Below are 13,532 nucleotides of genomic sequence, written 5' to 3'. Positions count from 1 at the left end.
TGACAAGAATTGAAGGAGGGGGTTCGCCATGAACAACTTGCTTAAGACGCTTGCCTGCGCATCGGTCTTCTCGCTCGCGCTCGCCGGATGCGGCGGCGGCGATGGCGGCGGCAGCCCCGGCGGGCAGACCGGCACGCTGCACGTCGCGATGACCGACGCGCCGTCGTGCGGCTTCGATCACGTGTTCGTCACCGTGTCGCAGGTGCGCGTCAACATGAACTCGAACGCCGGCGACAACGACCCCGGCTGGTCGACGGTCGCGCTGCCGGCGCAGCAGAAGATCGACCTGCTGTCGCTGACCAACGGCACGCTCGCCGACCTCGGCCAGACCGCGCTGCCGGCCGGCCAGTACCAGCAGATCCGCCTCGTGCTCGCGCAGAACCAGGGCAACATGCTCGCGAACTCGGTCGTGCCGACGGGCGGCGCCGAGCAGCCGCTCGTGACGCCCAGCGCGACGCAAAGCGGCATCAAGCTCATCAGCCCGTTCACGGTCCAGCCGAACACGCTCGTCGATCTCGTGCTCGACTTCGATGCATGCAAGTCGGTCGTGCAGCGCGGCAACGGCTCGTATGCGCTGAAGCCGGTCGTGACCGCGACGCCGACCATCGTGAGCGGCGCGATCTCGGGCTACGTTTCGCCGACGGAAGCCGGCGCGACCGTGTACGCGGAACAGGGCGGCAAGGTCGTGCGCGGCACGGTGGCCGACGGCAGCGGCAAGTTCGTGCTGTCGCCGCTGGTCCAGAGCACGACGCAGGGCAACTACGACGTCGTGATCGTGCAGAACAACGTCGCGTCGGGCGTCGTCCGCTCGGTGCCGGTGGTCGTGAACACGACCACGGCCGTGTCGACGTCGAACGTGCCGATCGCGCTGCCGGCCTCGACGATGAGCTCGGTCAGCGGCACCGTGACGCCCACCGCGAACGCACTGGTGCGCGCGCTGCAGACGGTCGATGCGAACGCTTACGAGATCACGTCGGCCAACGCGAACCTGGACACGGGCATCTATGCGCTGTCGGTGCCGACCGCCGCGCCGATCGTCGGCACGTACACGGGTTCGCTGCCGGTCGCGCTGGCTGCCGTGCCGGCCGCCGCGGGCCAGTACACGATCGAGGCCGATGCCGCGTCGGGCGCGACGCAATCGATGAACGTCAACGCGACGACCAGCCAGACGAACGTCAATTTCAGCTTCTGACGACGGATGCGAAATGGGCGCCCGAGGGCGCCCATTGCTTTGGTGCGTGCCGGAACGACGCTTACAGCGTGCGGCCGAACGCGTTGTGCTTCGAGTGATGCGTATGCGCGCTCGCGTGCGCGGTATGGCCGTGCACGTGGCCGTGGCCCGGCTGCACGCCGGCGCGATCGGCGATCGTGTCCGAGCGGTCGGCTGCGCGCGACAGGCCCTTGTCGCGGTCGCCCGCGTGGATGCCGTTCGAGTTGCTCAGCGCCTGGCCGCTCATGTGGCCGCCGGACATGCCGCCCGCGTTGCCGCCCGAGCCGCCTGCGCCATGACCGCCACCGTTGCCACCGCCATTGCCGCCGGCCGCCGCGTGTGCCGAGACCGCGCCGAGCGCGACGAGTGCGGCTGCGAGCGCGGGCAGGAAGCGTCGTTGTTTCATCTGTTGCTCCTTGGAGCGCATTGAGGTGATTGCATTGTACGAACGCGCCGATTCGCGACATGCTCACGTTGTAAATATTCGTAACGCGGGATTCGCCAACCATTCATCAGACCAATTCGCGCGTGCCGGCAGTTGAAACACCGTCCGTCCCGCGCGACACTCATCTGACCGCGCCCGCCCGGCGCGTTCCGGAGATCCGATGGAATCGCGCACCGCCGTATCGTCCCGTCCCGCGATCCCCCGCACCGTGTGGGCGCTGGGGTTCGTCAGCCTGCTGATGGACCTGTCGTCGGAGCTCGTGCACGCGCTGCTGCCGGTGTACCTGGTGACGACGATGGGCATGAGCGTCGTCGCGCTCGGCGTGCTCGAGGGCGCGGCCGAGGCGACCGCGCTGATCGTGCGGATTTTCTCGGGCGCGATCAGCGACTGGCTCGGCCGCCGCAAGGCGCTGCTGCTCGCCGGGTACGGGCTCGCCGCGCTGACGAAGCCGCTGTTTCCGCTCGCGCACGGGCCGGGGCTCGTGATCGCCGCGCGCCTCGTCGACCGCTTCGGCAAGGGCATCCGCGGCGCGCCGCGCGATGCGCTCGTCGCCGACGTCGCCCCGCCCGAGATTCGCGGCGCATGCTACGGGCTGCGGCAGTCGATGGATACCGTCGGCGCGGTCGGCGGCCCGCTGCTCGCGATCGCGCTGATGTTCGTATTCGCGGATCACATCCGCGCGGTGCTGTGGTTCGCGTCGATCCCCGCGTTCGCGACGCTCGCCGTGCTGATGTTCGGCGTGCGCGAGCCCGCTGCCGCGCGGGCGGGCCGCATCAGCCCGTTCCGCTCGCCGCTCGACCGGCGCGCGCTGCGCATGTTTTCGGCACGCTACTGGTACGTCGTCGCGATCGGCGCGACGTTCACGCTCGCGCGCTTCAGCGAGGCATTCCTGGTGCTGCGCGCGCAGCAGACCGGGATGGAGCTCGCGTGGGTGCCGTCGGTGATGGTCGTGATGAGCGTCGCGTATACGTTGTCCGCGTATCCGGTCGGCGTCGTGTCGGACCGGCTCGACCGGCGCGCGCTGCTCGCGATCGGCATGGCGCTGCTGATCGCCGCCGACCTGCTGCTCGGCGCGCGCGCCGATGCCGCGACAGTGCTGACCGGCGTCGCGGTGTGGGGGCTGCACATGGGATTCACGCAGGGGATACTCGCGGCGATGGTCGCCGATACCGCGCCGGCCGAATGGCGCGGCACCGCGTTCGGGCTGTTCAATCTCGCGAGCGGGGCCGCGATGCTGCTCGCCAGCGCGATCGCCGGATGGATCTGGCAGCGCTTCGGCGCGCCGGCGATGTTCTTCACCGGCGCGGCGATCGTGGTCGTGCCGCTGGTCATGTGCGCGTTCGCGCCGGGACGGCCGGAACGCTGACGCGCACGGCGCGTTTGCCGTGCGCGGTTCTCGTTGTGCCGGTTGCCCGACGTGTCTGCGGGTATCAATCCCAGCGGCCGCGATCGCGCCATTCACGTTCACGCCACTCGTGCTCGCGCCATTCGCGGCGGCGCCACTCGTGTTCACGCCATTCGCGGGCGCGCCAGTCGTCGTAGCGATAGCCGACCGGCGCGTACGTGACGGGCGGCGCATACGCAACGGGCGGCGCGACGTACACCGGCTGCGGGGGCGCATAGACGCCCGGCACGCCGATGCCGACCGACAGGTCGACGTGGGCCGACGCGACGCCCGAGGCTGCCAGCGCCGCTACACCGAGAACTGCACCGAGAATAAGTTTCTTGCTCATCTCGCGACTCCCTGCACGTGTCGTGCGTCATGTGAATACGGTTCGGAGTCTAGGCGGGAGGCGGCGATACAGGTGCTACGGGTCTGCGAGACTGGTAACGGGCGTTTACGCGTTGCGACGCCGCCCGTCGTCACGCACGAACGTCGCCCGGGCTGCGCAGCCAGTGCACGCTGAACAGGTTGTCCGCGTCGGTCCACACGGTATCGGGCTCGAATCCCGCGCGGCGCGCGATCGCATGGAAGCCGTCGATCGTGAACTTGTGCGAATTCTCCGTATGGATGCGCTCGCCGGCGTCGAAGCGGAACGCGTGGCCGCGCACGTGCACCGTCTGCGCGACATCGCTGACGAGATGCATTTCGATGCGCTGCCGTTGCAGATCGTAGAACGCATGATGCGCGAAGCCGTCGAGATCGAAATCCGCGCCGAGCTCCGCGTTCGCGCGCACCAGCAGGTTCAGGTTGAACTGCGCGGTGACGCCCTGCGCATCGTTGTACGCGTCGTGCAGCGTCCGCGCGTCCTTCACGAGATCGGCGCCGACCAGCAGGCCGCCGCCGCGCAGCAGCCGTGCGGCATCGCGCAGGAACGCGTCGGCTTCTTCCGGCGAGAAATTGCCGATCGTCGAGCCGGGAAAGAAGCCGATGCGGCGACGCGGCTCGGCCGCCAGCGCGGCGAGCTGCTCGGCCTTCGTGTAGTCGGCCGCGAGCGGCGCGACGTCGAGCCACGGATAGGCCGACCGCAGCCGCGCGGCCGCACCGTGCAGATAGTCGGCCGAGATGTCCACCGGCACGTAGCGCGCGGGCGCGCGCTCCGCCGAAAACGCGTCGAGCAGCACGCGGATCTTCTCGAGCGAGCCCGCGCCGAATTCGACGATGTCCGCATGCGGGCCGACGCGCCGCACGATCTCGGCCGCGCGATCGCGCAGGATGCCGAGCTCGGTACGGGTCGGGTAATACTCGGGCAGCTCGCAGATGCGATCGAACAGCGCGGAGCCGGCCGCATCGTAGAAGTATTTCGGCGGAATGCTGCGCGGCGTGCGCGACAGCCCGTCGATCAGGTCGCGCTCGAACGCGCTCGGCCGCGAATCGCGGGCGGGTTGCTGGCCACCGCTCGTGGCCGTCTGCTCAGACGTCTCGCGCAAGTCGCACTCCCGTGAATTGCCAGCGCGCGGCCGGCGGAAAGAAATTGCGGTACGTCGGCCGTTCGTGCCCGGGCGGCGTCGCGATGCTGCTGCCGCGCAGGACCTGCTGGCCGACCATGAACTTGCCGTTGTATTCGGCTGCTACCCCGGCGAGCGGCCGAAAGCCCGGATACGGCTCGTAGGACGAACGTGTCCACTGCCACACGTATCCCGTCATCTGCCGCACGCCGTTAGCGCCGTATGCGGCTTCCCATTCGAATTCGGTCGGCAGGCGGGCGCCGGCCCATTCCGCGTATGCGGCCGCTTCGTAGAAGCTCACGTGGCACACCGGTGCGTCGGGGGCGAGCGGTTCGATGCCGTGCAGGCCGAACGCGCGCCATGCGCGGTGCGGCGCGTCGCGCGGCGCCGCTTCGGCGTCGCCGTCGAGCCAGTACGCGGGCGCGCGCCAGCCGTCGCGCTGGACCGTCGCCCAGCCGTCGGACAGCCAGAACTCGGGGCGTGCGTAGCCGCCGTCGGCGACGAACGCCGCGAATTCCGCGTTCGTCACGAGGCGGTTCGCGATCTCGTACGGCCGCACGAGCGCCGTGTGGCGCGGCCGTTCGTTGTCGAACGAGAACGCATCGCCGTCGTGGCCGATCTCGACGAGTCCGCCCGGCTGGCGCAGCCAGCGCGGCGCGCCGGCCGTTGCGTGCTCGACGTCGCTCGCGCCGTCGCGCGGCCGGAACGCCGGCTTCAGCGGGTTGCACGAGAACGCATGCAGCATGTCGGTGACGATCAGCTCCTGGTGCTGCTGCTCGTGATGCAGGCCGAGCACGACCTCGGGCGCGATCGCTTCCAGCAGCACCGCGTCCGCGTTCGCGATCGCCGCCAGCATCGCTTCGTCGACGTGTTGCCGGTACGCATGCACCTCGTCGAGCGACGGGCGCGTGAGCAGCCCGCGCTGCGGCCGCGGATGGCGCGGGCCGAGCGCTTCGTAATAGGAATTGAAGAGGAACTGGAAGGCGTCGTCGAACGGCGCGTAGCCGGGCACGCGGCGCATCAGCACGACGGTTTCGAAGAACCAGGTCGTATGCGCGAGATGCCATTTCGTCGGGCTCGCGTCGGGCATCGACTGCACGGACTGGTCTTCGGCGGACAGCGTCGCGGTCAACGCGACGCTATGGGTGCGCACGTCCTGGTAACGGCGCTGAAGCTGTGATGCAAGGAGGCTCATCGGTTTACCGTCCACGTCGCGATTCGCTGCGTTGCCGGAAAGGAAAGCCCCGCGCTCGGTGCGCGCGACTGACGTGCGACCTTCGATGCTGCGACGGGCGGGACCCCTGATGCGGCGTCGATTCGTCCGCCCGTGCAGAACAGTATGGTCCAGAAATGTGAATGTCGCGACCTGCGATTGGAATGAAACGGCAACGCAAGTGGAATGAAAGCCTTCGTCGTTGCGACGCTTGCGTGCGCATCGGGTCGCCTGCGGCCCGATCGTGACGATCATGTGACGCCGCAATCGTCGGAAGATCGGCAGCCGCACGCACGCCGCAAAATATTTTTTGCGCCGATGTCACACACGCGGGGGGCTCGCTCGTCATATCACCGGAACCCACACGAAAGGAGAAGGAACCATGACTGCGAAACTCAATCCGTTTGCCGCCGCCCCCGCGCTGATGAAGAACTGGATGACCGTATCGGTCGCCGCTGCCGGGAGCCTCGAGCCGACGCTGATCGAGCTGGTCAAGATCCGCGCATCGCAGATCAACGCGTGCGCGAACTGCATTAACATGCACACGGCCGAGGCGCGCGCACAAGGCGAGACCGAGCAGCGCATCTACCTGCTCGCCGCGTGGCGCGAGGCGCCCTGCTACACCGACCGCGAACGCGCGGCGCTCGGCTGGACCGATGCGCTCACGCGGCTGTCGGAAGGCCATACGCACGAGCAGGCGTACGCGGCGCTGAACGATCACTTCAGCCAGGAGGAACAGGTGAAGCTCACGCTGATGATCAACGTGATCAACGGCTGGAACCGGCTCGCGGTCGGCTTCGGGCTGTGGATCGATCCGGCCGCGGCGAAAGCCGCGCAGGCCGCGGCATGACGCCGGAGCGCGATCCCGCCGCGACAACGAACGCAACGGACGCCGCGGCGAGCTTCGACCCGCTGCGCCGCACGCTGATCCGCGTCGCGTACCGGATGCTCGGCTCCGTCGCGGATGCCGAGGACATGGTGCAGGAGGCGTTCATCCGCTGGATGGACGTCGACCGCACCGAGGTGCGCGTGCCCGAGGCGTTCCTGCGCCGCATGGTGATGCGGATGTGCCTCGACCAGCTGAAGTCCGCGCGGCACCAGCGCGAGACCTATATCGGCCCATGGCTGCCCGAGCCGGTCGTCGAGGAAGACGAGCAGGAAGACGTCACGCTGCCGTTGCTGCTCGCGCTCGAACGGCTGTCGCCGCTCGAACGCGCGGCGTTCCTGCTGCACGACGTGTTCGGCCTCGAGTTCGACGAAGTGGCCACGACGATCCAGCGCGACCCGGCCGCATGCCGGCAGCTCGCCGCGCGGGCGCGCACGCACGTGCGCGACGCGCGGCCGCGCTTTCATGTCGAGAAGCAGCGCGGCGTCGAGATCGCCGAGGCGTTCTTTGCGGCGTCACGCAGCGGCGACATGCGCACGCTCGGCGCGATGCTCGCCGAGGACGTGAGCCTGCATTCGGACGGCGGCGGCAAGCGTTCGGCGGCGGGCAAGCCGGTATTCGGCTTCGAACGCGTGATGAAGGTGCACGAATATCTCGCGGCGCTGTTCCGCCAGAACGCGTCGACGCTCGTGCGTGCCGGGTTCATCAACGGGCTGCCGGGTTTCGTCACGCTGGAATCCGACGGCGAGCTGCAGACCACGGCGCTCGAGATCCAGGACGGCAAGGTCGCGGCGATCTACGTGGTCCGCAATCCGGACAAGCTGCGGCATCTGCATTGACGCCGCGGCGGTACGTCATCCGCGCATCACCAGTAGTACTGCAGCGACTGCGCCCACTTGCTGCGCGGATACGCCGCCTTCAGCGTGTTGAACCACTGCTTGCGCGTGCGGGTCGGGATGTCGTTGCCGCCGCATTCGCTGTAGCCCGCCGGCGCGAAGCAGCGGACCGCGCGATACAGCGCATACGCGCGATCGTCGGCCGGCGCCTGCGCATTGCCGATCACCTTCCGGTAACTGTCGATCCGCGCGTAGTTGCGGCCCGGGAACTGCGACGGCGCGCTGCCGAGCGACAGCGGTCCGTCTTTCTTCGACGCCCACATGCGCGGGTTCGCGGGCGACAGCCCGAACAACGGGTCGTCGCCGCCATAGACGGGCGGATTGCGCCGCACGAATTCGGCGATGCAATTGAGCCCCTTCGGATCGTCGGGCGTCTGCTTCAGCGTTGCGGCGACGTCGCGGATCGACGGGCACGCATAGCTTGCGTCGCCGACGCCGCCCTTCTGCACGTAGGACTTCAACGCGTCCGACGGCCTGGCCGGCACGAGCGCGAGGTCGTCGAGGAACGCCGCGTAGCGGCCGCGCGTCAGCTCCTTGTACAGCAGCGTCGCCAGCGCGATCTCGCGCAGCACCACGTCGCCCGAGCGGTTTTGCGCCTCGCGGCGCAGCAGGTCCGCGTCGGCGGCGTGCTGCAGCAGGATCGAACGGATCGCCGGGCTGCGGATCAGCGAGCCTTCCGCGAACATCGGCGCGATCTGCCCTGCCCGCTCCAGGTTGATCGCGAGCGCAAGCTCCAGCGCCTCGCGCTGCAGCGGAAATTTCGCGAGCGGGATTAGCCGTTCCCACAGTTGCCGCGCCTTTGCAGGCTGGCCGCTGTCCTCGAGCGCGAAGCCGCGCAGCGTCTGCTGGCTGAGGGCGAGGTAATCGAGCGATGCGCCGGGCGACGACGGCAGCAGCGCGAGCGCCTGTTGCGGCTGCTTGTCGACGTACACGTGGTACGCCGCCAGCAGGTAGTCGTGCAGCGCCGGCGCGGCGGCGAAGCGCGGCTTCTGCGCGCGCAGCTCGTCCAGCGTCAGTGGCTTGGGCTTGCGCTCGCTCCAGTACACCGTGTCCGCGGACCGCATGCGCGTCAGGTCGACGAGCGCGAGCACGGCGGGCGACTGAATGCGGCTCGTATCGTCGCCGAGCGACATCAGCATCTTGCTGTCGAGCTCGTTCGCGAGCTGGCCGAGCGGGACGTTCGACGCTGCCGGCGACCACGTCGAGAAGGCGTTGTCGTACATCGCGGCCAGTTGCTGCGTGTCGCCGCCGAGCCACGCGATGCGCCGCTGCAGGCCAAGCGCGGACGCCGCATAGCGGCCGTGCGGATACGCATGCAGGTAGTCGCGGAACGCCGCGTCGGCCGCGGAGAGCGCGGCCTTGTCGACGCGGTCCGGGCTCATCGTGTCATTGCTGGAACTGAATGCGCCGGCCTGCGCAAAGTTGAGCCGCGCGCGGCCGACCATGTACAGCGCGGCTTCCTTCAGCCACGGATCGGCGCTGTCGCGCAGGCCGCCGAAGGTGGTGGCCGCGACGGCGAAGTCGCCCGCATAGAACGCGTGCGCGCCGTCGAGATAGGTTGCGAACTGCTGGCCGAGCGGCGACTGAAGGCCGGCCGGCTTCGCCCAGCCCGCCCCTGCCGCGTTCGCGCCCGGCGCGCAGGCCTTCACCATGTCGGCGCGGGCCGCGCGCAGGCGCGCCGCATCGTCGCCCGAGAGCCCCTTCGCCGCGTCCAGCGCGTCGTTGAACGCGGTGGTGCCCGACGACGCGCTGCGGCAGATGCCGCCCTCGCCGTCCGCGTAGGTGTCGGACTGCGCGCCGTCGGCGACCTGCATCGTCATCGCCTTCTGGCCGATGTCGATCCATCCCGAGAAGTCATACCAGAACGGCACGCTGAGCCGCGCCGCGCGGTCCGCCGGCGCGACGGCGGCCGGGCTCGGGAACGCGTGAGCGAGCTTGCCGCTGCCGGCCATCAGCAGCATCGCGTTGATGCGCGTGTCGTTCGCGGGGCTCAGGAACGGCACGCCCGCGCAGGTGTATGAGTCGTAGCGCAGCGTCGCGCCCGGAAAGCAGTCGATGTCGCCGCTCGCGTGCGCGGCGGCCGCGGGCAGCAGGCTGGCGATCAGCGTCGCGACGACGCTCTGCAGCCGCCATGCGGCGATGCGGTGGGAAGTCTTGGTATTGATCTCGGCCATGCTTGGCGTGCTCTCGGTCGGGCGCGATGCGCGTTGTTGTTCTGTTGCACCCGCAATCGAGCGGCAGGCGGCGCGGCCGCTGCGTCGGGCGCCTGATTCTAGCAGCCCGCCATCGAAGCAAAACGGTTGACGGCGCCGGTCGGGCGCGTCAAGAATGGCCGCGACGACAACGCTCGACAGGACAATGCACGCAGCATGACGACCGCAATCGACCTCCGCGAACGACATGACTGCTGGGTCGTGATGTCCGACCTGTTCGTCGACAACGAAGTCGATTACGCGTACATCGCCGCGTCGCTGCGCAAGCGCTGCCCGCACCTGTCGCACGCCGCGCTGGAAGCGGCGTTCTTCGACGAAGTCGCGCCGGTGCTGGGCAGCAACCTGCTGACGCCCATCCCGCCCGTGTGGCTCGCGTTCGCCGACGAAGATGTGATCCGCGAGATCTCCGTCTGGCTCGACCAGCAGCAGGCGTCCGCCTTTAGCCGCTTCGAGGCCCGCTGCCGGCGCGCAATCTGCCGCCGCCGATGCATCTTCCGCAGCATCTGGCAGGAGCTCGATCGCGAACTGACGGCGTTGCGCGCGCCGTGACGCCGGCCGCGCAACGCCCCCTCCCCTTACTCGACCGTCACCGATTTCGCCAGATTCCTCGGCTTGTCGATATCCGCGCCACGCAGACACGCCGCGTGATACGCGAGCAACTGCAGCGGCACGACGTGCAGGATCGGCGACAACAACCCGTAATAATCCGGCATCCGCAGCACCGACACGCCTTCGCTGTTGTCGATCCGCGTATCCGCATCGGCGAACACGTAAAGCTGCCCGCCGCGCGCCCGCACTTCCTGCATGTTCGACTTCAGCTTCTCGAGCAGCGCATCGTTCGGCGCGATCGTCGCGACGGGCATCGTATGCGTGACGAGCGCGAGCGGCCCGTGCTTGAGCTCACCCGCGGGATACGCCTCCGCGTGGATGTACGAAATCTCCTTCAGCTTCAACGCACCTTCGAGCGCGATCGGGTAGTGCAGCCCGCGCCCGAGGAACAGCGCGTTCTCGTGCTGCGAGAATTCCGCCGCCCAGCGCTCGATCTGCGGCTCGAGCCCAAGCACGTCGGCAAGCGCGTCGGGCACGCGCCGCAACTGCGTCGCATAGCGCGCGAGCTGCGCATCGTCAACGTAGCCGCGCAGCCGCCCGAGCGTGACGGCGAGAATGAACAGCGCGACGAGCTGCGTCGTGAACGCCTTGGTCGACGCGACGCCGATTTCCGGGCCGGCCCGCGTCAGGAAGCGCAGGCCTGCCTGCCGCATCATCGCGCTGGTCGGCACGTTGCAGATCGCCAGCGTGTCGATATGGCCGAGCGCCTGCGCATACTTCAGCGCGGCGAGCGTGTCGGCGGTCTCGCCGGATTGCGATACGCTCACCACCAGCGTATTCGGCATCGCGAGCGCGTCGCTGTAACGGTATTCACTCGCGATCTCGACCTGGGCGGGCACGCGCGCGATCGTTTCGAGCCAGCGGCGCGCGGTCAGCCCGGAGTAGTGGCTCGTGCCGCACGCGAGAATCAGCACGTTGTCGATCTGCTCGAAGATGCGCCGCGCGTCCGGCCCGAACACCGCGGGATCGAACAGGCCCGCATCGGGAATCGTCGCCGCGACCGCGAGCGGCTGCTCGAAAATCTCCTTCTGCATGAAATGCCGGTACGGCCCGAGCTCGACCACGCCGTCGCCCGACGTCACCGTCTGCACCGGGCGCTCGACCTGCACGCCGTCGCGATCGAAGATCCGCGCGTGGCCGGCCGTCAACTCGACGATGTCGCCTTCCTCGAGAAAGATGAAGCGGTCGGTGATGCCGGCGAGCGCGAGCGCGTCGGACGCAAGAAAGCATTCGCCATCCGTCACGCCGACGACGAGCGGCGAGCCGACCCGCGCGCCGACCAGCCGCTGCGGCTCGTGCTTGCTGAACACCGCGATCGCGTAGGCCCCGTGAAGTTGCGACGTTGCCGCGCGCACGGCGGCGAGCAGGTCGCCGCGATACTTGCTGTGGATCAGGTGCGCGACGACCTCGGTATCGGTCTGCCCGTCGAATTCGTAGTGCGCGTCGGAAAGTTGCTTGCGCAACGCTTCGTGGTTCTCGATGATGCCGTTGTGCACGAGCGCGATTTCGTCGCGCGAGAAGATCGGATGCGCGTTGCAGGTGGCCGGCGCGCCGTGCGTCGCCCAGCGCGTGTGCGCGATGCCGGTGCTGCCGGCCAGGCCGGCGGTGCGCACGTGCGCGTCGAGATCGGCGACGCGCGACACGCTGCGCTCGCGGCGCGCCTGGCCGTCGACGACCGTCGCCACGCCGCATGAATCGTAGCCGCGATATTCGAGGCGACGCAAACCTTCAATCAGAATCGGGACGATGTCCCGTTGCGCGACTGCGCCGACGATGCCACACATGACGCGTTACCTCCAGTGAAGTGAGCGGTGCCGCGCGCATGGACGCTCGGCGCGCAGGCGAAACGATTCGCGATGGCGGCCGCGGCCGTCGTGATGCTGGTGAGCAGTGGCGCGATGCGCCCGCGCGGCGTGCGGCAGCGAGCCGTCCGATGGCCCGGGACCGGCGCAGGGCGACGGTGGCGGCGCGGTCGCGGCCAGCGGCAGCAGGCGCAGCAGCACGCGGCACGGCAGCGGCCGGCCCGGTGTGCGGCACGCGCGTGCGCCGTGCGCACAGCCGCTCGCATGCGAGGCCGCGCGCCGGCCGGGCGGGGCGCGCGTCACGAGGCGACGGGCGTCGCGACCGTGCTGGCTCGCGTTGCGGCGCGGTGGAGCGGGTTCGCGAAGATGGCCGTCGTCGTAGACGGGCGGTGCTGGCGGATCGACGGAAGCGGCGAGGGCGCGCGGCGCGCCTGACGCACACGCACGCGAAAACCGGTCGCAGCAGATCGCGCCCGCGACGATGTGCCGGGCCGGCAGCGGGCAGGGCGACGCAAGCAGGAAGCGGTTGGGGCAATGCGGCAGCGCACGTACGTTGCGCGCGCAGACGAGCAGCGCCGCGAGCCACAGCCACGCGGCGCAATACGGCGGCGGGAAGACGAAATCGCGGCAGGCCGGGCACGACAGCGCCGCATCGTATGCGGCGAGCGCGCAGGCAAGCGCGACCAGCAACGCGTCGTCGACGCAGAGCGAACCCGCCCGACAGTCCTTCATCGTTCGTCCCCGTGTCCGCGCCGGGATCGCCGTCGCGGACGTACAGGATTCGACGGGAGCCGGAGGAGCGCGCATCGATCCGCGACGCCGCTTTCCGCGCGCGGCGCCGCCGATGCCGACCGCTCACACCGCCCCCCGGCCTCGTGTCAGTCGCATTCAACCGTCCCGGTATCTACGGCTAGTTGTTCAGGCATTGGGACGGGGCACACCCCATTGGAAGCAAAGGCCGAGCCATCTCGCGGCGCGCCGTGTCCGGCAAGGCCGAATCACGTGTCGGCCGAGGCCCGGATGACGCAGTCGGCAGGTTTTTGATTCATCGGCGTATCAGCCGCCTGCGCGGCCCGAGGAACGTCCGTCGCGGGAGCCATTACCGGCATCACGCCTGCGCCGCGCCTTGTGTGCAGGGCCGCAACGGCTCGGCGCACGCCTGCATGCGGCTCACCGGTTGCCGTCGCGAGACGGCCGCGGAAAGGGCGCCGAATGCCCGTTTCATGGACGCAACATTTCGCTCCGGCCGCACGTCTCCCGTGCCGGCATGGGGAAAATCCCCATGCGCGCGCAACGGCCGCCGATGCCTGCGGTGTCGCGTCTCGCGCACTGCCGAAGCAGCAGTCGTGCCGATTCTCGGTCGTCCCGC

The 13,532-nt window shown here is 69.2% G+C and carries 12 protein-coding genes; 5 read left to right on the top strand and 7 right to left on the bottom strand.

Features of this window, described 5'->3' with window-relative positions; translation table 11 throughout:
- The first annotated feature begins 28 nt into the window (after positions 1 to 28).
- Positions 29 to 1,192: a DUF4382 domain-containing protein gene (locus tag WT26_RS03500; RefSeq protein WP_060056182.1), complete on the top strand. Its 1,164-nt coding sequence runs from the start codon at positions 29 to 31 to the stop codon at positions 1,190 to 1,192.
- A gap of 61 nt (positions 1,193 to 1,253) precedes the next feature.
- Here the strand turns inward: WT26_RS03500 and WT26_RS03495 are convergent, their stop codons facing one another.
- Entirely contained in the window at positions 1,254 to 1,616 is a 363-nt protein-coding gene (locus WT26_RS03495; protein WP_069272197.1) for a hypothetical protein, read from the bottom strand.
- A 199-nt stretch (positions 1,617 to 1,815) separates the two neighbouring features.
- On the opposite strand from WT26_RS03495, the gene WT26_RS03490 reads away from it, so the two are divergent.
- A complete protein-coding gene (locus WT26_RS03490) occupies positions 1,816 to 3,021 on the top strand; it encodes an MFS transporter (protein ID WP_069269741.1) in 1,206 nt (401 codons plus the stop codon).
- A 64-nt stretch (positions 3,022 to 3,085) separates the two neighbouring features.
- On the opposite strand, the gene WT26_RS03485 is transcribed toward WT26_RS03490, so the two are convergent.
- The 3 genes from WT26_RS03485 to egtB all read right to left on the bottom strand — a co-directional run bounded on the left by WT26_RS03485 (position 3,086) and on the right by egtB (position 5,739).
- The gene (locus tag WT26_RS03485; RefSeq protein WP_069272196.1) at positions 3,086 to 3,388 is read right to left on the bottom strand and encodes a hypothetical protein; all 303 of its coding nucleotides are present in this window, start codon (positions 3,386 to 3,388) and stop codon (positions 3,086 to 3,088) included.
- Positions 3,389 to 3,518: 130 nt separating this feature from the next.
- Positions 3,519 to 4,526 (bottom strand): L-histidine N(alpha)-methyltransferase, encoded by a 1,008-nt coding sequence (gene egtD / locus WT26_RS03480; protein ID WP_069272195.1) that lies wholly within the window; start codon positions 4,524 to 4,526, stop codon positions 3,519 to 3,521.
- A complete protein-coding gene (gene egtB / locus WT26_RS03475; RefSeq protein WP_069272194.1) occupies positions 4,510 to 5,739 on the bottom strand; it encodes an ergothioneine biosynthesis protein EgtB in 1,230 nt (409 codons plus the stop codon). Before egtB ends, egtD begins: the two co-directional genes overlap by 17 nt.
- A 400-nt stretch (positions 5,740 to 6,139) precedes the next feature.
- Between egtB and WT26_RS03470 the strand changes: the two genes are divergently transcribed.
- Both WT26_RS03470 and WT26_RS03465 read left to right on the top strand, forming a co-directional pair.
- The gene (locus WT26_RS03470; RefSeq protein ID WP_069272193.1) at positions 6,140 to 6,607 is read left to right on the top strand and encodes a carboxymuconolactone decarboxylase family protein; all 468 of its coding nucleotides are present in this window, start codon (positions 6,140 to 6,142) and stop codon (positions 6,605 to 6,607) included.
- Positions 6,604 to 7,482 (top strand): sigma-70 family RNA polymerase sigma factor, encoded by an 879-nt coding sequence (locus WT26_RS03465; protein WP_069272192.1) that lies wholly within the window; start codon positions 6,604 to 6,606, stop codon positions 7,480 to 7,482. The genes WT26_RS03470 and WT26_RS03465 overlap by 4 nt, the downstream gene beginning before the upstream one ends.
- Positions 7,483 to 7,508: 26 nt before the next feature.
- On the opposite strand, the gene WT26_RS03460 is transcribed toward WT26_RS03465, so the two are convergent.
- Entirely contained in the window at positions 7,509 to 9,713 is a 2,205-nt protein-coding gene (locus WT26_RS03460) for a hypothetical protein (protein WP_069269739.1), read from the bottom strand.
- Positions 9,714 to 9,908: 195 nt separating this feature from the next.
- Between WT26_RS03460 and WT26_RS03455 the strand changes: the two genes are divergently transcribed.
- Positions 9,909 to 10,301, top strand: coding sequence for a DUF7079 family protein (locus WT26_RS03455; RefSeq protein ID WP_155123054.1), 393 nt, complete (start codon positions 9,909 to 9,911; stop codon positions 10,299 to 10,301).
- Between the two features lie 26 nt (positions 10,302 to 10,327).
- Here the strand turns inward: WT26_RS03455 and glmS are convergent, their stop codons facing one another.
- The gene (gene glmS / locus WT26_RS03450) at positions 10,328 to 12,145 is read right to left on the bottom strand and encodes a glutamine--fructose-6-phosphate transaminase (isomerizing) (RefSeq protein WP_069272191.1); all 1,818 of its coding nucleotides are present in this window, start codon (positions 12,143 to 12,145) and stop codon (positions 10,328 to 10,330) included.
- Between the two features lie 6 nt (positions 12,146 to 12,151).
- Positions 12,152 to 12,895, bottom strand: a complete 744-nt coding sequence (locus WT26_RS03445) for a hypothetical protein (protein WP_069269736.1) — start codon at positions 12,893 to 12,895, stop codon at positions 12,152 to 12,154.
- Positions 12,896 to 13,532: the final 637 nt, after the last annotated feature.

The organism is Burkholderia cepacia, assembly GCF_001718835.1.
In the GTDB taxonomy this organism is placed as follows: Bacteria; Pseudomonadota; Gammaproteobacteria; order Burkholderiales; family Burkholderiaceae; genus Burkholderia; species Burkholderia cepacia_F.
The sequence above is the reverse complement of the archived record's forward strand: the minus strand, read 5'-3'. Positions and strand labels throughout refer to the sequence as shown.